Raw genomic sequence first — 24272 nt, forward strand, 5'->3', positions numbered from 1 at the left:
TGCGCAGGGCCGGATGGCGCGCTGTCGTATGATGAGGGCCTTCGTTCCTGCGTTGCTGCAATGCCTCATACGCCGCCCTCTGCTGCATTTTCCCGGCCAGTCACGCCGAACCCGGCAGCCGCCGATGACGGAGACGCGCTGCACTTCTGCAGTACCTGCGCCTTTTCCGATGCCTGCATGTCGCAGGGCTACGACAAGGCCGCGTTGGGTGAACTGCACGTGCTGGTCGATCACGTGGGTCCGTTCCAGGCCGGTGACTACCTGTTCCGTGCCGGCGATCCGTTCGATTCGATTGCGGCGGTCCGCGCGGGCATGGTCAAGACGTTCGTCGATGACAGCCAGGGCAATGAGCAGGTGCTGGGTTTCAGCCTGCCGGGCGAGGTGATCGGGCTCAATGCCATCCACGGAGCGCGCTTCCCGTGCAATGCCGTGGCGCTGGACACCGTCTACCTGTGCCGGATCTCGTTTCCGCGATTGAGCCTGCTGGCCACGCGCATGCCGGGGCTTCAGGCGCGGCTGTTCAGCCTGCTCAGCGCCGAGATCGGCAAGGTCACCACGCTGGCGGCCAACCATCGCACCGAGGAGCGCATGGCGGCGTTCCTGCTGGATCTTTCACAGCGCTACGCCCGGCGGGGCTTCTCGGCCACGCGTTTCAACCTGAGCATGGCCCGCACCGAGATCGCCAACTACCTGCGGATGGCGCCGGAGACGGTGAGCCGGGTACTGCGCCGCTTGAGCGACGACGGCGTGATTGCGGTGAACCAACGTGAGATGCTGTTGCTGGACCCGGACCGGCTGGCGGCGCTGGCCGCGGTGCGGGAATCCGGACTGGACTGATCAGGCAGGGGGACTGGGCATGAAGCGAGCGGGAGTGTTGTGGCTGGGGTTGCTGGCCTCTGTGCCGGCCTGGGCCGCCGATTTGACGGTGTCGGCGGCTTCGAGCCTGACCGAGAGCTTCCGCGAACTGGGTGCGACCTATGAGAAGACGCACCCGGGGACCAAGGTCGATTTCAACTTCGCCGCCTCTGGCGTGTTGCTGCAGCAGATCAGCCGCGGTGCACCGGTGGATGTGTTTGCGTCGGCCGACGAGACCACGATGGACCAGGCCCAGCAGCAGAACCTGCTGGCGGCCGGCACCCGCGCGGTGTTCGCAGTGAATGCGCTGTGGGTGGTGGTGCCTCCGCAGGCCAAGGCGCCGCCGCGAACACTGAAGGATCTGGCCGGCGCCGGCGTGCAGCGCATCGCACTGGGCAACCCGGACAGCGTGCCGGTGGGCCGCTATGCCAAGGGCGCGCTGGACGCGGCAGGGCTGTGGCCGTCAGTGCGGGGCAAGGCCATCACCACCCAGAACGTGCGCCAGTCGCTGGATTACGTGGCGCGCGGTGAAGTGGATGCGGGCTTCGTCTATGCCACCGACGCGCAGGCGATGCCCGACCGTGTGCGCCGTGCGTTCGTGGTGCCGGTGTCCGGGCGCATCGCCTATCCGCTGGCGGTGACCAGCGCCAGTACGCAGCCGGCTGAGGCCAGGCGCTTCGCTGCCTTCGTGCAGTCGCCGCAGGGCCAGGCGATCCTGGCCAGGCACGGGTTCGGCACCCCCTGAGGCATGGATCTGGACTGGACCGCGCTGGGGTTGTCGCTGAAGGTGGCCGGCTGGGCGACCGCGATCAATCTGGTGCTGGGTGTGGCGCTGGGTGCGCTGTTGGCGCGTCGGCGTTTTCCCGGCCGTGAACTGCTGGATTCGGTGCTGACCTTGCCGATGGTGCTGCCGCCGACGGTACTGGGGTATTACCTGCTGGTGCTGATCGGCCGCAACGGCCCGATCGGCGCGTGGCTGCAATCGTGGTTCGGCATCAACCTGGTGTTCACCTGGCAGGCCGCGGTGATCGCGGCGGCGGTGGCCTCGTTTCCGTTGGTGTTCAAGCCGGCCCGCGCCGCGTTCGAGAATGTGGACGGGCAGCTGGAGCAGGCCGCGCGCACGCTTGGCGCGTCCGAAGCCGCGGTGTTCTTCCGTGTCACGCTGCCGCTGGCGTGGCGCGGCATTCTTGCCGGCCTGCTGCTGGCCTTCGCACGCGCGATGGGCGAATTCGGCGCGACGCTGATGGTGGCCGGCAGCATTCCCGGCCGGACGCAGACGCTGTCGATCGCCATCTACGAGGCGGTGCAGGCCGGGCAGGATGGGAAGGCCAATGCGCTGGTGATCCTGACCTCGGTGGTGTGCATCGTGATCCTGTTGCTGGCCGCGCGGCTGGTGGGCGGGCCTCGCCGGGAGCTGCGTGATGTGGCTTGACCTGCGCGTGCAGCGCCGCCTGCAGGCCGCAGGCCAGGCATTCGTGCTGGACGTCGCGCTGCAGTGCACGCAACGGCAGGTGGTGCTGGCCGGGCCGTCGGGAGCGGGCAAGAGCCTGACCCTGAAGGCGGTGGCCGGGTTGCTGCGGCCAGGTCAGGGGCATGTACGCCTGCAAGGCCAGGCCGTGTTCGATACGGCCACTGGCGTGGACGTGCCGCCGCAGCACCGTCGGCTGGGGTATGTGTTCCAGGACTATGCGCTGTTCCCGCACCTGAGCGTGCGCCAGAACGTGGCGTTCGGGCTGGAGAAGGGCTGGTTGAATCCGCGCGTGGGCCAGCGCTTCGACGCAGTGGAGCAGTGGCTGCACGCATTCCGCATCGACACGGTGGGGGATCTGCTGCCATCACAGATATCCGGCGGGCAGCGCCAGCGCACGGCCTTGGCGCGGGCACTGGTGACCCAGCCGCAGGCGCTGCTGCTGGACGAGCCGTTCTCCGCGCTGGACCACGACCTGCGCCAGCACCTGCGCCAGGAACTGGAGGCGGTGCTGGACAAGACCGGTATTCCGCTGCTGTTGATCAGCCACGACCCGCAGGACGTGGCGATGTTCGGCCAGCAGGTGGCGCGCATGGTGGACGGCCGCATCGTCGGCGGTTGACCCGTGATGGACGCACCGGCGATGGTGGGTCACATCTGATGGTAGTGCCGGCCGCTGGCCGGCAACCCTGGAATCCGGAGCAGCCGGCCAGCGGCCGGCTCCACCAAACCGGGATTCGCGCGGTCCCGGTCAGGGATGACCGGTGAGGGTCGTGCCGGCAACCCTGGAATCCGGAGCAGCCGGCCAGCGGCCGGCTCTACCGTGATGCACAGGCGATGATTGGCTACATATTCTGGTAGTGCCGGCCGCTGGCCGGCAACCAAGGCATGCTGGGCAGCCGGCCAGCGGCCGGCTCTACCGGTTCAAGGTCCGTGCAGTCCAGTGGTACGGGTCAATACAACTCGCAGTGCGTGCGGCCTTCGCCCCGCAGCGCGTCCCATTGGCCTGCACCGGCGACGGCATCGATGGCCTCGCGTACCGCGCCTTCCAGGTGGCGCTTGTTGCCGCACAGGTACACATGCCCGCCGCGGGCCAGCACATCACGCACCTCGCTGGCACGCTGCTGCAGTAGATGCTGCACATAGACCTTGTCGGCGCCATCGCGCGAGAACGCGGTGTGCAGGCCGGCCAGCACACCGCGCGTGTGCCAGTCCTGCAGCTGGTCGCGGTACAGGTAGTCGTGCTGGCGATGCTTCTCGCCGAACACCAGGTGCACTTCGCGCTCGCAGGCACTGGCCTGCAGCTCCTGCAGCAGGCCCATCAAGGGTGCGATGCCGGTGCCGGTGCCGATCAGCAGCAACGGCGCGTGCCCGGTATCGGGCAGGTGGAAGCCGGGGTTGGAACGGCAGTACACACGGGCGAGGCCGCCGCCGTGCAGCAGGCTGCCGGTGGCAGTGCCGAAGCGCTCGCGGCCGCGCAGGGGGTAGCGCACTTCGCGCACGCACAGGCTCAGCTGGTCGTCGCACGGGTGCGAGGCGATTGAATAGGCACGCGGCAGCCGCGGTGACAGCAGTTCACGCAGCCGGGGCAGCGGCACGGTGTCCCGGGTGGCGTGGTCCTGCAGCACGTCCAGCAGGTCCAGGCCGTGCAGGTAGGCGTCCAGCTCGCGCTTCTGGCTGACCTTCAGCAGGCCCTTCAGCGTTTCGCTGCCACCGAGCCGGGCCAGCTCGCGCAGGACGCTCTTGCTCAGCAGGCGCAGCTCGCGGTCGCGCAGGGCGGCCACGGCCGTGGTATCGCCGTACCAGCGGGCCACTGCGTGCAGCAGGGTTGGGTCGTTCTCCGGCACCACGTGCAGGGTGTCGCCCGCGCGATAGGCCATGCCACTGCCGGCAATGTCCAGTTGCAGGTGCCACGCGGCCGGGTCGCTGCTGTTCAAGCGGCGGCGTTCGAGGATGCGCGCGGCAAAGGCGTTGTCTTCACCATAGGCGGTGACCTGCAGGTGCAGGTCCTGGCCAGCGCTGAGGTCGCCATCCAGCACCTGGCCGAGCACCGGCTGCCATTGCTGGAAAAACGGCTCGTAGCCGAGGTCGGCATCCACGCGGCGCAACAGCGGCTGCGCCTGGCGCTCGCTCAGCGCGGCATCCAGCGCCTTGGTGAAGCCGCAGAAGCTCGGGTAGCCGGTGTCACCGAGGCCAAACACCGCGTAGCGCAGGCCGCTCAAGGTCGGGGTCTGGCGCAGGGTTTCGAAGAAGCGCTCGCCATTGGCCGGCGGTTCGCCATCGCCGAACGAGCTGGAAATCGCCAGCAGCACGTCGCCGTGGCCGAGACTGGCTACGTCGATGTCGTTGAACGGGAGTACCTGCGGCCCATGCGGCTGCAGGCCCGCGCCCAGGCGCTGGGCCAGGGCGCGGGCATTGCCCGACTCGGACGCGTAACCCACCAGCAGGCGGCTGAAGGGCATGCTTGTCGGCAGGGCGTTCACGCGGCCTCGTAGAAGTCGTCGAACTTTTCCTTGCTGAACTCGACCAGGTCGTAGTTCTGCATCAGGTCGTTCACCACGCGGCGGATGCTGATGTAGGCGGTGATGTTGCCCTCGGCGTCGAACAGCGGCTGCACGGTGGTATCGACCACATAGAGCACGCCGCCCTTGCCCAGGTTGGGCACGATGCCGGTCCAGGTGCCGCCGGCCTTGATGGTGTCCCACATGTCCTTGTAGACGGCCTTGGGTACGTCTGGATGGCGCACGATGCTGTGCGGCTGGCCGATCAGTTCCTCGCGGGCAAATCCGGTGAGGGTGCAGAACAGGTCATTGGCGTAGGTGATGTTGCCCTGCAGGTCGGTGGTGGAGATCACCATGACGTTCTGCAGCGCATTCAGGAGCTGGGCGTTGTCGGGGGAGTAGCTCATCGCAGGATCCTTGTAGAGGCCGGCAGTGCCGGCGTGTTCGGGTCCTGCATAGAGATACGCCCGCGCGGCGGCCGGTGGTTTGACATTGGTCAAGCGCGTGGCGTGATGGGCTGCGACCGGGTGTCGCAGGGAGAATCCCTGCAAAGCCGAGCCCATTTCGGCTCGAGCGGCAACAGGACTGCCCGCAGCCGAACGTGCGCCCGGCGCTACAGGAGAGGCGCGGGCGGCGGGCGGGCGCGCGTCATGTGTACTGAGCTCATGACGCCTTGTCACAAAGAAATCGCCATGGCTTCACGGTTGGTTGATCGCATGGAGGGCTATTGTCCTGTTGAGCCTCTCGCTGGCGTCCCCCACGTCCTGCGTCGACTTCCTTCCCAGCCTCAGCGCCCGTCCGGGCGCCGCTGGCGTCTGTCTGCCTGAAGCATCCGAGATCATCCCCATGGCCCGCGCCGCCCAGTCCGCTTCACCCGTTGCGATCTCTCCCGTCACGCCCGTGCCGATCGGCACCCGCCGCGGCCACTCGCAACCGTTGGATCTGCCGGAACTGGTGCAGCGCGTGTTGTTCGTTGCCACCGAGATGGCGGACTTCGTCAAGGCCGGTGGCCTGGGCGACGTCGCTGCGGCCCTGCCGCGTGCGGTGCGCGGTGCGTGTGATTCGCGCGTGCTGCTGCCCGGCTACCCGGAGGTACTGCAGCGCCTGCCACAGCTGCAGCGGGTGGGGCAGGTCAGCGCACGGGCCGGCCTGCCGGCGTGCACGGTCGGCATGGCGGTGCAAGCCGACGGCCTTCCGATCTACGTCCTGCTGTCGCCCGAGCTGTACGAGCGTGAGGGTTCGCCCTACGTGGACGGGCAGGGGCAGGAGTGGAAGGACAACGCGGTTCGATTCGCCACGCTTTCGCATGCGGCGGCGGAGATTGCGGCTGGGCGTGCCGGGCTGGACTGGTCGCCGCAGCTGCTGCACCTGAATGACTGGCCGGTGGCCATGGCGGCCGCCTACGTGCGTTGGGACCGGACGGCCGTGCCGACCCTGCTGACGATCCACAACCTGGCTTACCAGGGGCTGTTCCCCTACGCGCTTGCGCCGGTGCTGGGCGTGCCGGCCGAACACCTGGATGAACTGCACTTCCACGGGCAGATGTCGTTCCTGCAGGGCGGCATCACCAACGCCACGCGGCTGAACACGGTCAGCCTGCGCTACGCGCAGCAGATCACCGCCCCGGATGACGGCTGCGGGCTGCATGACCTGTTGGCGCGTCGCGCAGCCGGCGGGCACCTGAGTGGCATCGTCAACGGCATCGACGCCAGCTGGGACCCGCGCCGCGACATCCATCTCAAGGCCCACTTCGGCATTGGCGAGTGGACCGGGCGCGCCACCAACGCCCATGCGGTGCGCAAGGCGTTCGGGCTGGCGCCGTCGACCGGGCCGCTGTTCGCGGTGGTCTCGCGGCTGGTGCACCAGAAGGGCCTGGACATCACCTGCGACGTGGCGCCACAGATCGTGGCGGCCGGCGGCCAGCTGGTCATCATCGGCGGTGGCGAGCCGCAGGTGGAAGCGCAGGTGCAGGCGCTGGCCCGGCGCTACCCGGGGCGGGTGGGCGCCTTCATCGGGTTCGAGGAAGCGCTGGCCCGCCAGATGTTTGCCGGCGCCGATTTTCTGCTGATGCCTTCGCGCTTCGAACCCTGCGGACTGAGCCAGATGTACGCGCAGCGTTTCGGCTGCCTGCCCATCGCACACGCGACCGGCGGACTGGTGGATACCGTGGAGGACGGCGTGACCGGTTTCCTGTTCCATGGCGCCAATGCCGATGGCCTGCGCCGCTGCGTGGAACGGGCGATGCGCACCTTCCGCCTGCCGGCGCTGCTGCAGGCCATGCGCCGCGCGGCCATGCTGCGGCCAGGGGGCTGGGATGCGGCAGGGCGCGCCTACCTGGCGTTGTACCAGCAGACCTGCCAGGTGGCCGCATGAGCCACGACAGCCTGCATCTGGCCGCCCTGGAGGATGAAACCATCGCGGAGGCGGGATTGGAGCAGCGTGTCGCGCCGGCGCTGGAGGACCTGGTCCATGCACGCCCGGCCGATGCATTCGCCTGGCTGGGCCCGCATCGCCAGCCAGAAGGCGGACGCCAGCTGCGCGTGCTGGTGCCGCACGCGCAGCGCGTCGAGGTGATTGCAGACGACGGGCGGCGCTGGGACCTGTCCCCCGGCCCTTTGCCCGGCCTGTTCGAGGGCGCGGCCGGCGACGCGGCGATACCGCTGCTTGCCCTGCATTTCGAACAGGGCGTGGAGCAGGTGCACGATGCCTATGCGTTCGGTCCCCTGTTGGACGAAGCCCTGCTGCAGCGGTTCCATGCCGGTGATGCCGATGCGGCGCGGCAGCTGGGTGCGGTGCCGACGCAGGTGCAGGGCATTGCGGGCGTGCGCTTCGCGGTGTGGGCGCCCAATGCCCGGCGGGTCGCCGTGGTTGGCGATTTCAACGGGTGGGACGGCCGACGCCATCCGATGCGGCTGCGTCACACCGCCGGCGTGTGGGAGCTGTTCCTGCCGGGCGTGCAGGCCGGTGCCCGCTACAAATTCCGCATCGTCGGCGCCGACGGCCGGGTGATGCCCGACAAGTTCGATCCGATGGCGCGCTGGGCCGAGCTGCCACCGGCGACCGCATCGCGGGTGCCTTCGGCTGTGCCGATGCAGTGGCACGATGACGCATGGTTGGCGGCCCGCCGCCAGGCCGGAACCCGCGCACCGCTGTCGATCTATGAAGTGCATGCGGGCTCCTGGCAGCGCAGCGACGACGGTGCGCCGCTGGACTGGGATGCCCTGGCCGACCGGTTGATTCCGTACGTGGCCGGGCTGGGCTTCACCCATATCGAACTGTTGCCGGTCAGCGAGCATCCTTTCGGCGGTTCCTGGGGCTATCAGCCGCTGGGGATCTACGCGCCGACGGCGCGCCACGGCACGCCGCAGGCCTTCGCGCGCTTCGTGGACCGCTGCCATCAGGCCGGCATCGGGGTGATCGTGGACTGGGTGAGCGCGCACTTCCCCAACGATGCCCATGGCCTGGCCGGGTTCGATGGGACCGCGCTGTACGAGCACGCCGACCCGCGCGAAGGGGTGCACGCCGACTGGGACACGCTGATCTACAACTATGGCCGCAACGAAGTGGCTGCCTACCTGATCGGCAGTGCGCTGGAGTGGGTGGAGCGCTTCCATATCGACGGTCTGCGCGTGGACGCAGTGGCGTCGATGCTGTACCGGGACTACAGCCGTGCCGAGGGCGAGTGGATACCCAACGAGCAGGGCGGACGCGAGAACCTGCAGGCGGTCGCGTTCCTGCGGCGGATGAACCAGACGCTGCGCGAGCGCTTTCCGGACGTGCTGGTGATCGCCGAGGAATCCACTGCATGGCCGGGGGTGACCGCGCCGGTGGAGGAGGGTGGGCTTGGCTTCACCCACAAATGGAACATGGGCTGGATGCACGACACCCTGCAGTATATGGGGCGCGACCCGGTCCATCGCCCGCATCACCACAGCGAGATCAGCTTCGGCCTGGTCTACGCCTTCTCCGAACGGTTCGTGCTGCCGCTGTCCCACGACGAGGTGGTGCACGGCAAGGGGGCGCTGCTGGCCAAGATGGCCGGCGAGCCGGCGCAGCAGCTGGCCCAGCTGCGCGCGTACTACGGCTTCATGTGGGCGCACCCGGGCAGCAAACTGCTGTTCATGGGCGGTGAGTTCGGCCAGGGCCACGAATGGTCGCACGATGCGGCGCTGGACTGGGCACAGGCGGCCAGCAACGAGGGGCAGGGCCTGTCGCGCCTGCTCGGCGATCTCAATGGCGTGCTCCGCGCCGAACCTGCGTTGCATCGCGACGAGCGCGACGAGCGGGGTTTCGACTGGAGCGTGGCCGATGACAACCGCAACAGCGTTTACGCGTTCATCCGCCGGGATCCTGCCGGCAGCGGCCGCACCCTGCTGGTGGTGAGCAACTTCACCCCGGTGCGGCGCGAGGGCTACCGGGTCGGCGTGCCGCAACCGGGGCGTTGGAGCGAACGGCTCAACACCGACAGCGCGTACTACGGCGGCGGCAATAGCGGCAACCTTGGAGCAGTGCATACCGAGCCGCGGCCGATGCATGGCCACGCCCAGTCGCTGCGGCTCACGCTGCCGCCGCTGTCCACGCTGTACCTGCAGGTTGATGCATGACGACAGTCGCGCCGCGCCTGGGCGCATGGCCTGTGGCCGGTGACCGGGTGGAGTTCCGCGTATGGGCACCGGACGCAGTCGCGATGGCGCTGTGCCTGCACGGCACGCAGCGACCGATGCAACGCGACCCGGACGGCTGCCACTGGCTGCGAACGCCGGCATCGCACGGCGACCGGTACCGGTTCCGCCTGCCTTCCGGCCAGGAGGTGCCTGACCCGGCCTCGCGCTGGCAGCCGGACGGCCTCGACGGCGACAGCGCGGTGGTGCTGGATACGGAGGCAGCGCGGCCTGCCTGGCACGGGCATGCCTGGCAGGACCTGGTGATCTATGAAGTGCATATCGAAGCGGGCGGCGGCTTCGCTGCGCTGGCTGCGCAGCTGCCGCTGCTGGCGGCGCTGGGCGTTACCGCCATCGAACTGATGCCGGTCGCGCAGTTTCCCGGGCAGCGCAACTGGGGCTACGACGGCGTGTTCCCGTATGCGCCGGCCCATGCCTACGGCGGGCCGGCAGCGCTGAGGACCTTCATCGAGGCGGCGCACGATGCAGGGCTGTCGGTGCTGCTGGATGTGGTCTACAACCACTTCGGACCGCAGGGCAACCACCTGCGCGATTACGCGCGCGGGTTCTTCCGTGACGATCGCAGCACGCCGTGGGGCGAGGCCATCGACTTCCGCCAGCCCTGGGTGCGGCGGTTCTTCATCGACAATGCGCTGATGTGGCTGCGCGACTATGGCGTCGACGGACTGCGCCTGGATGCGGTGCACGCCATTGACGATGACCGTTTCCTGCAGCAGCTGGCCGACGAGGTACGTGCGGTGGCCCCGCACGCGCACCTGGTGCTGGAGAACGAACGCAACCAGGCGCGGTGGCTGCGCGGCGCCTACCAGGGACAGTGGAACGATGACTTCCACAATGCGCTGCACGTGATGCTGACCGGCGAGCAGGAGGGCTATTACGCGGCCTATGCCGGTCGCGCCGAAGCACTGCTGGCCCGCTGCCTGGCCGAGGGATTCGCCTGGCAGGGCGAACCGGACCTGCGCGGCGATCCCCGCGGCGAACCCAGCGCCGACCTGTCGCCCGCGCGTTTTGTGGTATTCGCGCAGAACCATGACCAGGTGGGAAACCGCGCTTTCGGCGAGCGCCTGTCGATGCTGACCGATCCTGCGCCGCTACGCGCGGCGCTGGCACTGACCCTGCTGACGCCGATGATCCCGCTGCTGTTCATGGGCGAACCGTGGCAGGTGCAATCGCCCTTCCTGTTCTTCACCGACTACGCGCCGCCGCTGGACGAGGCGGTGCGTGAAGGGCGTCGCCGTGAGTTCTCCGGTTTCAGCGCCTTTGCCGACGCCGCCGCGCGCGCGCGTATTCCGGACCCGAACGATGCGGCGACCCTGCAGGCGTCGTACACGCCGCCGCCTGGCGATGATCCTTGGTCGCAGCACTGGCTGCGCTGCACGGGTGAGTTCCTCGGCCTGCGCAGGCGCTATCTGCAGCCGGGCCTGCCGCAGGCGCGGTCGCTGGGCGCGCGCGTGCTGGGCCAAGGCGCGGTGCAGGCAGGCTGGCAGTTGCCCTCGGGCCAATGGTGGATCGCGATCAACGTGGGCCCTGTGCCGGTGGCGCATGCGGTGCCGGCCGGCGACTGCGTCGTGGGTCCGGACGCGGCCGGGATGCTGCCGGCAGGCGGCGGCGTGCTGGCCTGCTGGATCGCCGCATGAGCACGGATGCAGCGGTGCGCGAAACGGCCCGCCGTGCGGGCCTGCTGGTCCGCTGGACCGACGTGGCCGGTGCCGCGCGCGAGGTCGCGCCGGACGTGCTGCGCGCCGTGCTGGAGGGGCTGCAGTGCGAGGCGGTGCCCGAGTACGCTGGCCTGCGCACGGCCTGCTGCGGACAGCTGCTGGCGATGCCGGAGGCAGCCGGCGCGGCATGCTGGGTGGATGAACAGGGAACAGCGCTGCCCGCCCGTGCCGATGCGCAGGGCCGCTGGCGCGTGCCGGACCAGCCGGGTTACTGGCAGTGGCGCCGGGGCGACCGGGAACAGGCGGTTGCGGTGGCGCCACAGCGTGCCTGGTGGCCGCGGGGCACGCTGCGCGGCTGGGGCCTGTCGGCGCAGGTGTACAGCCTGCGCGCCCCTGGCGATGCCGGCATCGGTGACAGTGCCGGCTGTGCACGGTGGAGCGAGCTGCTGCACCGGCATGGCGGCGACGCACTGGCGTTGAGCCCGCTGCACGCCGGCTTGCCACCGGGCCCGGGCTACAGCCCCTATTCGCCCAGCGACCGGCGCTGGCTCGACCCGCTGCAGGTCTCCCTGCCGCAGGTGCTGCCCGAGGCTGCCCACAGCGTGCTGGGCGGGGACGAGGCGCTGGCGGCGGCGGTGGAAGCGGGGACTGCCGCACGTCGCATCGACTGGCCGCACTCGGCGGCAGTGAAATGGCGCTGGATGCGGCAGGTTCGCCACTGGATTGCAGCGCAGGCACCGGCGCAGCACGCGCAGATCGAAACCTGGCGTGCCATGCAGGGCGATCCGCTGCGGGACTATTGCCAGCATGCCGCCGACCGGTTCACCGGCAGCGCGGACGACCATGCGTTTGCGCAGTGGGTGGCACGGCAGGGCTGGGCGCAGGTGCACGCCACGCTGCGCGACCAGGGCGCCTCGATCGGGTTGATTGCCGACCTGGCCGTGGGCTGCGCGCCGCAGGGCGTGGAGGCACGCACCGGCGAGGCTGATCTGCTGCAGGGACTTGAGCTGGGTGCGCCGCCCGATGCGTTCAATCCGCTCGGCCAGGCCTGGGGCATCACCAGCTGGTCACCGATGGCGTTGCAGCGGGAGGGCTTCGCACCCTACCTCCGCGTGCTGCGCGCCGTGATGGCCGACCGCGGCGGCCTGCGCATCGATCACATCCTGGGCCTGCTGCGGCTGTGGGTGCTGCCCCGTGGCGCGGGCGCCGGGCAGGGGGTGTACCTGCGCTATCCATTCGATGATCTGATCAACCTGCTGGTGCTGGAGTCCTGGCGGCATCGCTGCGTGCTGATCGGCGAAGACCTGGGCGTGGTTCCGCCGGGCATGCGCCAGCGGCTGGCAGCCCGGGGCATTCTGGGCATCGAGGTCCTGCCGTTTGCCCGCAACGGCGCGCGCTTCCTGCCGGCGCCGCAGTGGCGCCGCGATGCAGTGGCGATGCCCTCCACCCATGATCTGCCGCCGCTGGCCGGCTGGCTGCGCGGGCGTGACCTGCGCTGGCGTGCACGCCTGGGCGAGCTGGCGGACCTGCCAGCGGCGCTGCGCGCGCGCGCCAGCGACGCACAGGCACTGTCTGCAGCAGCCGGCGGCGAGGGCGCGCCGCTGGACGCCAGGGCGCTGTCACTGGTCGCCCACTCGGCGTCCCGGCTGGCGTTGCTGCCGCTGGAAGACGCGCTGGGCGGTCGCGCACAGGTGAACCTGCCAGGCACCGTCGACGGCCATCCCAACTGGCGCCGCCGCCTGCCGCCGACGTGGGATGTTGACGCTGTCGATGCGCGGGTGGCGCGCCTGAGTGCCACGCGCCGCAGGACCGGGCAATGACGGGGCTGCGTGCCACCGCGCGCCTGCAGCTGCACGCAGGCTTCGACCTCGGGGCGGCTGCCGCGCAGGTGCCGTACTACGCCGCGCTGGGCGTCAGCCACCTTTACCTGTCACCGATCGCTGCGGCGATGCCCGGGTCGACGCATGGCTACGATGGCATCGACCCGGCTCGCATCAATCCGGAACTGGGGGGTGAAGCGGGCTTCCGGCAGCTGGCGGAAGTGACGCGCGCGCATGGCATGGGCCTGATCCTGGACATCGTGCCCAACCATCTGGCGGCGTCCCCGCACAGCCCGTGGTGGAGCGATGTGCTGATGCACGGGCCACGAAGCCCGCACGCAGCATGGTTTGACATCGACTGGGAGGCGCCGGGCTGCGAGGGCCGGCTCTGGCTGCCTGTACTGGACCGGCCGTTGCATGACGCCGTGCGCGACGGCGTGGTGCGCGTGGTGGTGGACAACGCGCGGCCCGTGCTGCGCCACCATGGGCTGGCATTGCCGTTGTCGCCGCGCAGCCATCCGCTGGAGCCCGCGCAGTGGCTGGCGTGGGCCGAGCGCTGCAATCGCAGTGTTGAACGGTTGCACACGCTGCTGCAGCGGCAGCACTACCGGCTGGCCTGGTGGCGCACGGCCGGCGATCAGGTGAACTACCGGCGCTTTTTCGATATCAACGAACTGGCCGCGCTGCGGGTGGAGCGCGAGGATGTGTTCGACGCAGTGCATGCGCTGCCGCTGCGGCTGGTACGCGAGGGATGGGTGGACGGCCTGCGCATCGACCACGTGGATGGCCTGTCCTCCCCGGGCGCGTACCTGCAGCGCCTGCGTCAATCGCTCGACGCCGCCTGCGCGGCCGGCGGTCGTGAGCCGCAGGCCGTCAGCCTGCATGTGGAGAAGATACTGGCCGAGGGCGAGCAGCTGCCCGACGGTTGGGCCTGCGACGGCACCACCGGCTATGACTTCATGGACCAGGCCGGTGCCTGGTTGCACGACCCGGCGGCTGCACCCGCGCTTTCGCGCACGTGGCAGGCGCTGGGCGGTGACCCGCGCAGCTTCGACCGGATCCAGCAGGACGCCCGCGCCATGTTGCTGCGCCAGGGCCTTCATGCCGACTTCCAGCGGCTGCTGCGCAGCGCGCAGCAGGTCCTGCAGCCGCGGCTGGCCGAAGCCGATATCGGAGTGGCTGCGCTGGCCCGCGCATTGGCTTCAGTGCTGGGGCATTACCGCACCTACCGGCCCTATTCGCTGCAGGGGGCGGGTGAACGAAAGGCGCTGGCCGACGCTGCCGCCGCAGCGCGCCAGGCGCTGGACGGTGCGGCACGCGCGGCGCTGGACCTGCTGCTGGCAGTGCTTCCCGGCGAGGCGCAGGCCGAGCGCGCACTGCGTGTGCGTTTCGGTCAACTGGCCGCGCCGTTGAATGCCAAGTCGGTGGAAGACACCGGGTTCTATCGCTATTTCAGGTTGCTCTCGCGCAATGAAGTCGGCAGTGATCCGCAGCGGCTGGGCATGCAGGGGCGCGCGCTGCTGGAACAGGCCACGGCGCGCCTGCGTCGCCATCCCAGGGCATTGCTGGCGCTGGCCACCCACGATCACAAGCGGGGCGCGGACAGCCGGGCGCGACTGGCGGTGCTCAGCACCTGCCCGAGGGAGTGGCAGGACGCGGTCCAGTGCTGGCGCCGGATGGCGGCCACGGCCGGCATGCCGGTGCCGTTGCCGGGTGCCGAGGCGTACGCGCTGTGGCAGGCCCTCGTGGCGGCGTGGCCGATGCACGGTGCCCCCGGCGCCGACTTCGAATCGAGGATGGTGCAGTGGCTGACCAAGGCATTGCGCGAGGGCAAGCGGGTCAGCAGCTGGTCTGACCCCAACGTGGCTGTAGAGGAGGCCACCGCGCAGTGGCTGCACGCGCTGCTGGACGCAGCGCCCCTGCAGCCGGTGCGCGAGGCGCTGGCGACCTTCGTCGCACGCATCGCGCCGGCAGGCGCCTGCAACGGCCTGGCGCAGCTGTGCCTGCAGCACTGCCTGCCTGGCGTGCCCGATCTTTACCAAGGCGGGGAAGGCTGGGACCTGAGCCTGGTGGACCCGGACAACCGGCGTGCCGTGGACTATCCGGCGCGGCAGGCGTGGCTGCGCGACACGCGCGCGTGGCCGGCGCTGCTGGAGGACTGGCACGACGGTGGCATCAAGGCATTCCTGCTGCGGCAACTGCTGGATTGCCGCCGCACGCACCCGCACCTGTTCCTGCGCGGCCAGCTGCAGCCGTTGTCGGTGCCCGCGCGCTCGCCGTGGCTGGCGTTCACGCGCAGCCACGAGGCACAGGTGTTGCTGGTGATCGTGCGGCGTGGTTCGCCCACGGCGATGCCCGGTCCCGGCCTGCACGCCGTGCACGACGTCGGCACCGGCGTGGCGCTGCGCGGGCTGCCGGCAGGCCCCATGCGCAACCTTCTGGACGGGCGCATCGAACATTTCAACGCAACCGCAGACGTGGGCAGGCTTCTGGCTGGCAGCCCGCTGGCGATATGGATCAACGAGGAGACAGGTAGGGATGGACAGCAGGGAACGACGGCAGCGGATTGAGGCACTGGCCCACCAGATCTGGGAAGCCGAGGGGCGCCCGGACGACCAGCAGCAGCGGCACTGGCACATGGCCGAGCGGCTGGTGGAGGCCGAGATCGCCGCAGCACGTGGCGAGGAGGAAAACGATGGCCAGCCGTAAATGGGCGCAGACCTCGCGCGTGCGCGAAGGGCGGCCCTTCCCGCTGGGGGCGACCTGGGACGGGCTGGGCGTGAACTTCGCGCTGTACTCGCGGCATGCCACCCGGGTCGAACTCTGCCTGTTCGACGCGCGCAACCGCGAAGTGGAACGCATCGCGCTGCCGGAGTACACCAATGAGATCTGGCATGGCTACCTGCCGGATGTGCGGCCCGGGCAGCGCTACGGCTACCGGGTGCATGGCCCGTATGCGCCGGAGGAAGGCCATCGCTTCAATCCCCACAAGCTGTTGCTGGACCCCTACGCCAAGCAGATCGTCGGCGAGCTGAAATGGGCGCCGCACCTGTTCGGCTACACCCTTGGCCATCGCGATGGCGACCTCAGCTTCGACCGCCGCGACAGCGCCGGCTACATGCCGCGCTGCGCCGTGATCGATCCGGCCTTCAGCTGGGGCGCCGAACGTGCGCCGGCCACGCCCTGGGACCGCAGCGTGATCTACGAAGCGCACGTGCGCGGGCTGACCATGCAGCATCCCGCCGTCCCGCTGGCCGAGCGCGGCACGTTCTCCGCGCTGCGCCACGACGCGCTGGTCGATCATCTCAGCGACCTCGGCGTAACCGCCATCGAGCTGCTGCCCGTGCATGCCTATGTGGATGACCAGCAGCTGCTCGAGCGCGGCCTGCGCAACTACTGGGGGTACAACACCATCGGCTTCTTCGCGCCGCAACCGCGCTACCTGTCGCTGGGTACGGTGGCCGAGTTCAAGCAGATGGTCGCGCGGCTGCACAACGCCGGCATCGAGGTGATCCTGGACGTGGTCTACAACCACACCGCCGAGGGCAACGAGCTGGGCCCCACGCTGTCGTTCAAGGGCATCGACAACGCCAGCTACTACCGCCTGGCCGATGATCGCCGCTATTACATCAACGATACCGGCACCGGCAATACGTTCGACCTGACCAACGCCGGCGCGCTGCGCATGGTGATGGACTCGCTGCGCTACTGGGTGACCGAGATGCGGGTGGACGGGTTCCGTTTCGACCTGGCCACCATCCTCGGCCGTGAGCGGCATGGCTTCGACGCTTCGGGCAGCTTCCTTGATGCCGTGCGCCAGGACCCGATCCTGAGCCAGGTGAAGCTGATTGCCGAGCCATGGGACATCGGCCCGGGGGGCTACCAGCTGGGCCAGTTCCCGCCGGGGTGGGCGGAATGGAACGACCGCTTCCGCGATACGGTGCGCGCGCTGTGGCGCGGCGATGGTGGGCAGCTGCCGGAATTCGCTACCCGCTTCACCGGTTCGGCCGACCTGTTCGATCACCATGGCCGGCGACCCTCGGCCAGCATCAACCTGGTGACCGCACACGACGGCTTCACCCTGCATGACCTGGTGAGCTACAACGATCGCCACAACGAAGCCAACGGCGAAGACAACCGCGATGGCCATTCGCACAACCTCTCCAGCAACCATGGGGTGGAGGGCGATACCGATGATCCGGCGATCCTGTCGGTGCGTGCGCGGCAGATGCGCAACCTGCTGGCCACGCTGCTGCTGGCGCAGGGGACGCCGATGCTGCTGGCCGGCGATGAGTTCGGGCATTCGCAGCAGGGCAACAACAACGCCTACTGCCAGGACAATCCACTGAGCTGGATCGATTGGGAGCGTGCCGCGCAGCCGGCGGCGCAGGCGCAGGTGGCGTTCGTGCGGCGCGCGCTGTCGCTGCGGCGGCGCTACGGCCTGCTGCGCAGGAACCGGTTCCTGCGCGGTGAATACGATGAAGCGCTCGGCCTGCGTGATATCGACTGGCGGCACCCTGATGGCCGCGCGATGGAGGCGGCGGACTGGCACGATCCGGCGCTGCGGGCGCTGCTGATCATCCTGGACGGTCGCAGCCCCGACAGCGGCCTGCGCGAGCCGGGGCGGCATGTCAGCCTTGCACTGCTGCTGAATGCCGGCGACCAGCCGCAGCAGTTCCGGGTCTCGGACGAGGCGTTGTCGTTCCGGCGCGTACTGCTGCAGACCGATGAGACGCCGGTGGAGCCGGACGAGGCGGGCAGCTGGACCCTGCCGCCGCGCAGCCTGTGCCTGCTGGCGGCCAGCAGCAGCGCCTGACGGCAGCGCGCGTACAGGGCGTGCTGCGATGAGTGGCCAGCGCCGGGCCATTGCCCGGCGCACCACGCAGTCAGCCCATCAGGTAGCGCAGCAGGCCGGCCGAGGCGACGCCGATCAGCACCGTCGGCAGCATCGACAGCCGGGTGGCGGCCAGCAGGGTGATCGCCAGCGCGGCCAGGTCGGCGGGTTGGTCGGCGACGAAGTCCGGGGCGATCACCGAGATCAGCACGCAGCCCGGCGCGGCTTCCATCACCGTCACCGCGCGCTTGCTCAACGTGCGGTTGCGCAGCGCGAGGAAGCCGACGATGCGGGTCAGGTAGGTGGCGGCGGCCATCAGCACGATGGTCAGCACCGTGGTCCAGTGGATCAGCCCGTTGAACATCATGCCGCATCCTCCGCCAGCAGCCAGGCCGCCGCCAGGCCCGCGAGCGCGCCGCTGGCCACGTACCATGCACCCGGGATCAGCAGGTAGGTGGCTGCGGCCACCACCAGGCTGACCAGCCACGGCCGCGCCGCTTTCATGCCCTGCCACATGCCGCGCAGCAGCACCAGGAACACGGCAGGGAAGGCCATGTCGAAACCATAGGCATGGATGTCGCCCAGCAGCGGGCCGACGATCGCGCCCAGCGCGGTGCAGGCGACCCAGACGGTGTAGAGGCCCGCCGAGACGCCCAGGTAATAGGCCAGGCTGAATCCAAGGGCACGGCGGCGCGCATCGGCCACACCCATCGCCCAGCTTTCATCGCACATGAAGAACAGGGCCGGCAGGACCCGGCGGCGCGGCAGGTGCTGCAGCAACGGGGCCAGGCTGGCGCCCATCAGCAGGTGGCGGCTGTTGACCAGCGCGGTGATTGCCACGATCAACGCGATGTGCGGCGGCGAGGTCCACAGTTCGACGGCGGCGAACTCCGAGCCGCCAGCGAAGTTGAGCCCGGTCATCAGCGGCACTTCCAGTGCGCTCAGGCCCTTCTGGGCCGCCTGGGCGCCGAGCACCAGGGCGAACGGGATGAAGCCGATCATCACCGGCACGGCGGCACGCAGGCCGCGCAGGAATTCGGCGCGCGGCGCGGTGTCGCAGGTATCGGGCAGGGGCAGGGAAGTACGGGCGTCCATGGAGGGCACAACGGGGTGGGGTGCTCCATGCTAACGGGCCAATCACGAAATCGGGTTGCGTTGATGCCACTTAATTCGGGATGATTGAAATTTCCTGCGGCCATGCGCCACCAAGGTGGAATTGCATGCAGTACCAGCTCGACAGCCTTGATCGACGCATCCTCGACGCCCTGCAGTGCGATGGCCGCCTGCAGAACCTGGAGCTGGCGCGACGGGTCGGGCTGTCACCGTCGGCGTGCCTGCGCCGGGTGCGGCTGCTGGAGGAGGGCGGTTACATCGACCGCTACGTGGCGCTGTTGAACGCGGCCAAGGTGGGCCGTGGCTTCACGGTGTTCGTGCGGGTGTGGCTGCGCGGGCAGGACGAGGACACCACCAACCACTTCATCAACAGCATCAAGTCGTTCCCGGAAGTGCTGGAATGCCATCTGATGGCGGGTGACTGCGATTTCCTGCTGCGGGTGGCGGTGGCCGATCTTGATGCCTACCGTCAGTTCCAGATGCAGCACCTGAACCGGATTGCCGGCGTGCAGAACACCAAGACCGAGATTCCGATGCAGCGGATCAAGCAGACGACCCAGCTGCCGCTGTGAGGGATGGTGGTGCGGCCGGGTTGCACCCGGCACCCGCAGGTAGTGCCGGCCGCTGGCCGGCAACCCCAGGAGCAACAGCCGAAGCAACCGCCGAAGCAACAGCCGAAGCAACCGCCGAAGCAACAGCCGAAGCAACAGCCGAAGCAACAGCCGAAGCAACAGCCGAAGCAACAGCCGAAGCAACAGCGTGCATTCCGCGGGATGGCGGGGTGGGTCCGGTTGCAGGGGACGCCGTAAACCCTTCCATGGGGGCTTGGCCGCGGCATCCATGCCGCGGACACCCCTGCAACCAGACCCACCCCGCCTTCGACAGTTTCCCGCGATCTGCCGGAACGGCATGAGCTGCTCTTGGTGGGTGTCGACCTTGGTCGACACGTTTGGGCCGGCACGGGGTCGGATCCCGTTGCTTCGCAACGGGCTCTGACCCCCAGGGGCAGATGATCATGTCTGCTCGAGTCATTGATTCCTGATGGGTGATCGGCTTCACGGAGCCTGCCTCGACGCCCGGCCGTGGGCGGCGGTCATCGCAATGACATGTGGCCCCGGTACGGTTTGAGCCCGCTTGCGGGTCGCGCGCGGGCCGGGTTTCCGGCCGCGCCGTGCGTCCACTGCAGCTGCTGTCGCTGCCGAGGGTCACGTGTTCTACGTCAGGGGGCTGAATGGACACCATGCGGTCAGAACTTGGAAGGTGGCGATCGCCGCATGGCTGCTGCTGTCCTCTGCCGCTGCGGCGCAGGACGCTGTTCATGCCTACGACATCCCGGCGCAGCCGCTGGAACAGGCGGTCGAGCGCTTCAGCGTCATCAGCGGGTGGTCGGTGATGTACCCGGGCGACCTTGCCGCCGGGCGCAGCAGCTATCCGCTGCACGCCAACCTGCCGCCACTGCCGGCACTGCGGGCGCTGCTGCAGGACTCCGGTATCGAGGCCGAGGTGATCGGCGAGCAGCGTGTGGTGCTGCGCCGGGGCACGCCCTTGGCGACCGGCCCCGACGTTGGTGCTGAACTCCCTGAGGCCGAGCGTCGGCGTCGCTACGGTGGCCTGCAGCAGCGCCTGCGTGCGGCGTTCTGTGACGACCCGGAGATCGCGCCCGGCCGCTACGCTGCCACGCTGCGCTTCCGCATTGATCGCGAAGGCCACGTGCGCGAGCCCGCGCTGCTGTCCGGCAGTGGCAGTGATCGCCGCGATGCACGCCTGCTGCAGGCGATGCAGGGCCTGCAGCTGGCGACCGGGGCCGCCGCGCTGCCCCAACCGGTGACGCTGCAGATCCGTCCTTCCGGCACCGGCCACGATTGTGGCGGTCGCTCGCCCCTTCCATGACTTCAAGGATTCGAACATGAGCAACGGTACGGCTGGGGCAGTTGACCTGATGGACCACCTGGTGGGTGCCTACGACGAGCTGAAGCGCCGGCTGGCGCGCAAGCTGGGCTCGGAGGAGCTGGCCGGCGATGCGCTGCAGGACACCTGGATGCGCCTGAGCGCGCGTCGCGACCGCCTGGACGCGGTGCAGAACCCCGCGGCCTATCTGCTGCGCATGGCGATGAATACCGTGATCGACCGCCAACGTGCCGACCACCGTCTGCTCAGCCTGGAAGAAGTGGAAACACTGATGGACATGGCCGACCCGGCACCGGGCCCGGCGCAGGCGGCCGAACTGGACTTCGCGCTGGAGGACATGGTCGGCCTGCTGCAGCGCATGCCCGAGCGTCGCCGCCGCATCCTGCTGGCGATCCGCGTCGACGGCCTGCAGCAGCGCGACGTCGCCGACCACCTGGGGGTGTCGCTGCGGCTGGTGCAGCGTGAGCTGAAGGCGGCCCAGGACTACCTGGCCGAACGCAGCGGGCAGGGGCGCCAGGTGCGGTTCTGAACGGCGGCATCCGTCTACACTTTGACGCCGAGCAGAACCCCGCAGCGTGCGGGTCCGGCATGAGCCCCCATGGATCCTGACGATCGCCCGCAACGCCCGCTGGATGCCGTCGAGCGCCAGGCGCACGCGTGGGTGGTGCGGCTGACCTCGGGCGAGGCCACTGCGGCCGACGGGCGCAGCTTCCGCGCGTGGTGCGAGGCTGATCCCCGTCATCGCGAAGCATTCGGCCGTGCGCGCCGGCAATGGGAGCAGGTACGCCTGGCCGGCGAGCAGCTGCCTGCCGCTGCACGCCAACCGCTCGCGCCGACGCCGACCCAGCGCTGGAGCCGGCGTGCCTTCCTGGGCGCGGCGATTGCCGCCCCCGCCAGCCTGGCAGTGGTGGCGGCGATCCGTCCGCCGTTGGGGCTGTGGCCCCCGGTGACGGCGATGACGGCCGATTTCCATACCGGCACCGGTGAGCGGCTGCAGATCGCGCCTTCGCCGCAGCTGAAGATCGAACTGGATACGCAGAGCAGCATGCGCCGACGCGTGGACGCGCAGGGCGAGGGTTTCGAGCTGGTGCAGGGCCAGGCCGCGATCGAAACCGGGGCCGGCCTGCGCCTGGCACTGTTCGCCGGCCCGGGCTGCGTGATTGCTGATGAAGGCGCGGTGCGCCTGGACGTGCGCAACACCCATGGCCGGGTGCAGGTGACCTGCCTGCGGGGCAGCGCCCGCATCGAGCACCCGCAGGGCCGCCTGCAATTGCAGGCGGGGCAGCAGACCCGCTACGACGAGCGCCTCAGTGGCGTGGTGGCCGAGGCCGTCGCTGCCGAGGTGAGTGCCTGGACCGAGGGCATGCTGGTGTTCCGCCGCGCACCGCTGCGCGAGGTGGTGGACGAGATCAACCGCTATCGCCGCGGCAAGGTGCTGCTGGGTGAGTCGGCGTTGGCGCGCGCGCCGGTGAGCGGACGCTTCCGCATCGATGATCCGGACGCGGCGCTGGAGCAGCTGCGCCTGACCCTGTCGCTGGATCTGCGTCGCTTTCCCGGTGGCATCGCCGTCCTTGGATAGATGAAGACGCGGGCCGTGCGCGCCGCGCAGGGCCGTTGCAAGCAAGGAGAAGCCTGGGGTGCGCAACGAGACCATCGGTGTGCTGGATCTGCGTCGCAATCTGTCGGCGCTGCTGGAGACCACCCAACGACGCCCCCTGATGGTGCACCGCTACGGCTCGCCATGGGTGTGCGTGGTGTCCGATGCGCAGTGGCAGCAACAAAGGGTGCTGCTGGAGTTCGATCCGCAGTCGCATCCGCTGGCGATGCTCCTGCGGCTGCAGCAGCAGCTGCTGCCCCTGGCTGAAGCCGGGGCACTGCCGCCGGCGGCGCTGGCACGCGCACTGCTGCTGATGGACATGCATGGCCTCGACGGCGTTGCACAGCTGCATGAGCAGGTGCTGCACCATCGGCTGTGGCACTGGTTCGTGGCGGGCGGCGACGGGGTGATGGATGGCTGGCAGCTGCCGGCCGTGCGCAGTGCGATGGCGTCGTGGTGCGATGACGTGGACATGACCGATGCCCTGGTTGCCTTCGCTGCGCGCAGCGACGTGGCGGTACTGGCGCGCCGTTGTGGCGGTGAGGCACCGCGGATGCAGCGCGAAGCCTGCAGGCGGATGACGCTGCGATGACGCTGCCGATGAAACACCACGCAGCGTACAGCGCTGCAATTGCGCTGTCGCTTCACCTGCCTCGCTGACGTCTTCTCCAGAGTACGACGCACCATGCGTCGCGGAGCACGGGCGACGCAGATGGCAGACAGCCGCAGGATCAGCATGCTGGAGCTGGATCGCCACCTGAGCCGGTCACTGGAGCAGGCGCGGCATGCACCGGTGAACGTGCAACGTTACGGCCACTCCTGGGTCTGGCTGCTCTCCAGTGATGCCTGGGCGGACGCAGCGCGCTGGGCGGCACTGGACGGCAGTGCACATCCGCTGGTGCCACTGCGAGGCGCGCTCGATCCAGTGCTACGGCCGTGGCCCGAAGCGGCCATGCATGTATTGCCGCTCGACGCGGGGGATGCGCGGCTGCTGCAACGTGCGGCCCTGCTGGTGGTCGTGCGCGATCTGAACAGTACCCAGCGCGTCTACGACGATCTGCGCTATCACCAGGCCTACCGGGCCTTCATCGGCCTCGACCACGGAACGGCGTGGTCACCGATGCAGTGCGCGCGCCTGCTGCAGGCGTGCGCACATCCAGTGCTGTGCGATTGCCTGGATGACCTGCTGGCCAGGATGCCGCCGCAGCTGCTCGAGGCGGCCTGTGTACCGTCTGCACGCATTCTGCCCGCGCAGGTGCACGCGCAGCGAATCGGCGGTGGATGTTTATCGTACTGACACATGCACCGCTGACCATGGTGCAGCGGTCTCTTCCAGGATGACGAGGGCGGAACAATGGCAACGCAGGTTCGTGGTCGCAGGGCTCGGCAGCAGGGCTTCAGCCTGATCGAGATCATGGTGGTGGTGGTGATCATCGGCATTCTCGCCGCACTGATCGTGCCGCGGTTGATGGACCGGCCGGACCAGGCACGGGTGGTCGCGGCGCGCCAGGACATTGCGGCGTTGATGCAGGCGCTGAAGCTGTTCAAGCTGGACAACGGCCGGTATCCCAGTGCCGAACAGGGCCTGCAGGCGCTGGTGAAGCCACCGCAGGGCAGCGGCGCGCTGCCGGTGACACCGTACCTGGACCGGTTGCCGAATGACCCGTGGGGCCATCCGTACCAGTACCAGGTTCCCGGCAGCCATGGTGACGTCGATGTGTTCTCGCTGGGTGCGGACAGCAAGCCCGGCGGTGAAGCCGGAAATGCGGACATCGGCTCCTGGCAGCTGTGAGGCGCGACCATGGCACAGCTGATGTACTCACCGTCGTGCACACG

22 protein-coding genes are annotated in these 24272 nt (G+C 69.3%); 18 read left to right on the forward strand and 4 right to left on the reverse strand.

The annotated features are described in order from the left end of the window. The first annotated feature begins 60 nt into the window (after positions 1 to 60). Genes AC5P9I_RS20015 through AC5P9I_RS20030 form a run of 4 tightly spaced genes read left to right on the forward strand, consistent with a single transcriptional unit; the run spans position 61 to position 2945 of the window. The gene (locus tag AC5P9I_RS20015) at positions 61 to 837 is read left to right on the forward strand and encodes a helix-turn-helix domain-containing protein (protein ID WP_049469633.1); all 777 of its coding nucleotides are present in this window, start codon (positions 61 to 63) and stop codon (positions 835 to 837) included. Positions 838 to 856: 19 nt separating this feature from the next. Beyond that, on the forward strand, positions 857 to 1600 hold the full coding sequence (modA, locus tag AC5P9I_RS20020) for a molybdate ABC transporter substrate-binding protein (RefSeq protein WP_130767974.1): 744 nt from the start codon (positions 857 to 859) through the stop codon (positions 1598 to 1600). Positions 1601 to 1603: 3 nt separating this feature from the next. After that, on the forward strand, positions 1604 to 2287 hold the full coding sequence (modB, locus tag AC5P9I_RS20025; RefSeq protein ID WP_130767975.1) for a molybdate ABC transporter permease subunit: 684 nt from the start codon (positions 1604 to 1606) through the stop codon (positions 2285 to 2287). Further along, positions 2277 to 2945 (forward strand): sulfate/molybdate ABC transporter ATP-binding protein, encoded by a 669-nt coding sequence (locus AC5P9I_RS20030; RefSeq protein ID WP_049469640.1) that lies wholly within the window; start codon positions 2277 to 2279, stop codon positions 2943 to 2945. Before modB ends, AC5P9I_RS20030 begins: the two co-directional genes overlap by 11 nt. 331 nt (positions 2946 to 3276) lie before the next feature. Here AC5P9I_RS20030 and AC5P9I_RS20035 read toward each other — a convergent pair whose 3' ends face one another. Both AC5P9I_RS20035 and AC5P9I_RS20040 read right to left on the reverse strand, forming a co-directional pair. After that, positions 3277 to 4806 carry a diflavin oxidoreductase gene (locus AC5P9I_RS20035; RefSeq protein WP_049469641.1) on the reverse strand — a complete coding sequence of 510 codons (1530 nt, stop codon included), beginning with the start codon at positions 4804 to 4806 and terminating at the stop codon, positions 3277 to 3279. After that, entirely contained in the window at positions 4803 to 5231 is a 429-nt protein-coding gene (locus tag AC5P9I_RS20040; protein ID WP_049469642.1) for a PAS domain-containing protein, read from the reverse strand. The genes AC5P9I_RS20035 and AC5P9I_RS20040 overlap by 4 nt, the downstream gene beginning before the upstream one ends. A gap of 439 nt (positions 5232 to 5670) precedes the next feature. Between AC5P9I_RS20040 and glgA the strand changes: the two genes are divergently transcribed. The 7 genes from glgA to glgX are packed head-to-tail and all read left to right on the forward strand — an operon-like array spanning position 5671 to position 17800. Continuing rightward, positions 5671 to 7197 (forward strand): glycogen synthase GlgA, encoded by a 1527-nt coding sequence (glgA, locus tag AC5P9I_RS20045; protein WP_088475920.1) that lies wholly within the window; start codon positions 5671 to 5673, stop codon positions 7195 to 7197. After that, positions 7194 to 9428: a 1,4-alpha-glucan branching enzyme gene (locus AC5P9I_RS20050; RefSeq protein ID WP_130767976.1), complete on the forward strand. Its 2235-nt coding sequence runs from the start codon at positions 7194 to 7196 to the stop codon at positions 9426 to 9428. Before glgA ends, AC5P9I_RS20050 begins: the two co-directional genes overlap by 4 nt. Continuing rightward, on the forward strand, positions 9425 to 11143 hold the full coding sequence (gene treZ / locus AC5P9I_RS20055) for a malto-oligosyltrehalose trehalohydrolase (RefSeq protein WP_049468516.1): 1719 nt from the start codon (positions 9425 to 9427) through the stop codon (positions 11141 to 11143). Before AC5P9I_RS20050 ends, treZ begins: the two co-directional genes overlap by 4 nt. Then, entirely contained in the window at positions 11140 to 12984 is a 1845-nt protein-coding gene (locus tag AC5P9I_RS20060) for a 4-alpha-glucanotransferase (RefSeq protein WP_088475922.1), read from the forward strand. Before treZ ends, AC5P9I_RS20060 begins: the two co-directional genes overlap by 4 nt. Further along, entirely contained in the window at positions 12981 to 15554 is a 2574-nt protein-coding gene (gene treY / locus AC5P9I_RS20065) for a malto-oligosyltrehalose synthase (protein ID WP_088475923.1), read from the forward strand. Before AC5P9I_RS20060 ends, treY begins: the two co-directional genes overlap by 4 nt. Further along, entirely contained in the window at positions 15523 to 15693 is a 171-nt protein-coding gene (locus AC5P9I_RS20070; protein ID WP_074725295.1) for a DUF2934 domain-containing protein, read from the forward strand. The genes treY and AC5P9I_RS20070 overlap by 32 nt, the downstream gene beginning before the upstream one ends. Further along, positions 15680 to 17800 (forward strand): glycogen debranching protein GlgX, encoded by a 2121-nt coding sequence (gene glgX, locus AC5P9I_RS20075; protein WP_049468521.1) that lies wholly within the window; start codon positions 15680 to 15682, stop codon positions 17798 to 17800. The genes AC5P9I_RS20070 and glgX overlap by 14 nt, the downstream gene beginning before the upstream one ends. A gap of 70 nt (positions 17801 to 17870) precedes the next feature. Here glgX and AC5P9I_RS20080 read toward each other — a convergent pair whose 3' ends face one another. Continuing rightward, complete coding sequence (locus AC5P9I_RS20080; protein ID WP_049468524.1) at positions 17871 to 18185, reverse strand: AzlD family protein; 315 nt, start codon at positions 18183 to 18185, stop codon at positions 17871 to 17873. Next, positions 18182 to 18913 carry an AzlC family ABC transporter permease gene (locus tag AC5P9I_RS20085; protein ID WP_049468526.1) on the reverse strand — a complete coding sequence of 244 codons (732 nt, stop codon included), beginning with the start codon at positions 18911 to 18913 and terminating at the stop codon, positions 18182 to 18184. Before AC5P9I_RS20085 ends, AC5P9I_RS20080 begins: the two co-directional genes overlap by 4 nt. A 125-nt stretch (positions 18914 to 19038) precedes the next feature. Here AC5P9I_RS20085 and AC5P9I_RS20090 point away from each other — a divergent pair, with 125 nt between their 5' ends. From AC5P9I_RS20090 to gspG, 7 genes are all read left to right on the forward strand, one after another. Beyond that, positions 19039 to 19503: an Lrp/AsnC family transcriptional regulator gene (locus AC5P9I_RS20090; RefSeq protein ID WP_049468528.1), complete on the forward strand. Its 465-nt coding sequence runs from the start codon at positions 19039 to 19041 to the stop codon at positions 19501 to 19503. 637 nt (positions 19504 to 20140) lie between these two features. Next, positions 20141 to 20821 carry an STN domain-containing protein gene (locus tag AC5P9I_RS20095; RefSeq protein ID WP_049466490.1) on the forward strand — a complete coding sequence of 227 codons (681 nt, stop codon included), beginning with the start codon at positions 20141 to 20143 and terminating at the stop codon, positions 20819 to 20821. Between the two features lie 16 nt (positions 20822 to 20837). Next, on the forward strand, positions 20838 to 21368 hold the full coding sequence (locus tag AC5P9I_RS20100) for an RNA polymerase sigma factor (RefSeq protein ID WP_049466488.1): 531 nt from the start codon (positions 20838 to 20840) through the stop codon (positions 21366 to 21368). Positions 21369 to 21437: 69 nt separating this feature from the next. Further along, the gene (locus AC5P9I_RS20105) at positions 21438 to 22418 is read left to right on the forward strand and encodes a FecR family protein (RefSeq protein ID WP_049466486.1); all 981 of its coding nucleotides are present in this window, start codon (positions 21438 to 21440) and stop codon (positions 22416 to 22418) included. Positions 22419 to 22476: 58 nt separating this feature from the next. Then, positions 22477 to 23028: a hypothetical protein gene (locus tag AC5P9I_RS20110; RefSeq protein WP_049466485.1), complete on the forward strand. Its 552-nt coding sequence runs from the start codon at positions 22477 to 22479 to the stop codon at positions 23026 to 23028. A 120-nt stretch (positions 23029 to 23148) separates the two neighbouring features. Further along, positions 23149 to 23733, forward strand: coding sequence for a hypothetical protein (locus AC5P9I_RS20115; RefSeq protein ID WP_049466483.1), 585 nt, complete (start codon positions 23149 to 23151; stop codon positions 23731 to 23733). A 57-nt stretch (positions 23734 to 23790) separates the two neighbouring features. After that, entirely contained in the window at positions 23791 to 24228 is a 438-nt protein-coding gene (gene gspG, locus AC5P9I_RS20120) for a type II secretion system major pseudopilin GspG (RefSeq protein ID WP_049466480.1), read from the forward strand. The last annotated feature ends 44 nt before the right edge of the window (positions 24229 to 24272 follow it).

The organism is Stenotrophomonas sp. YJH_SMC_29 (assembly GCF_059371235.1).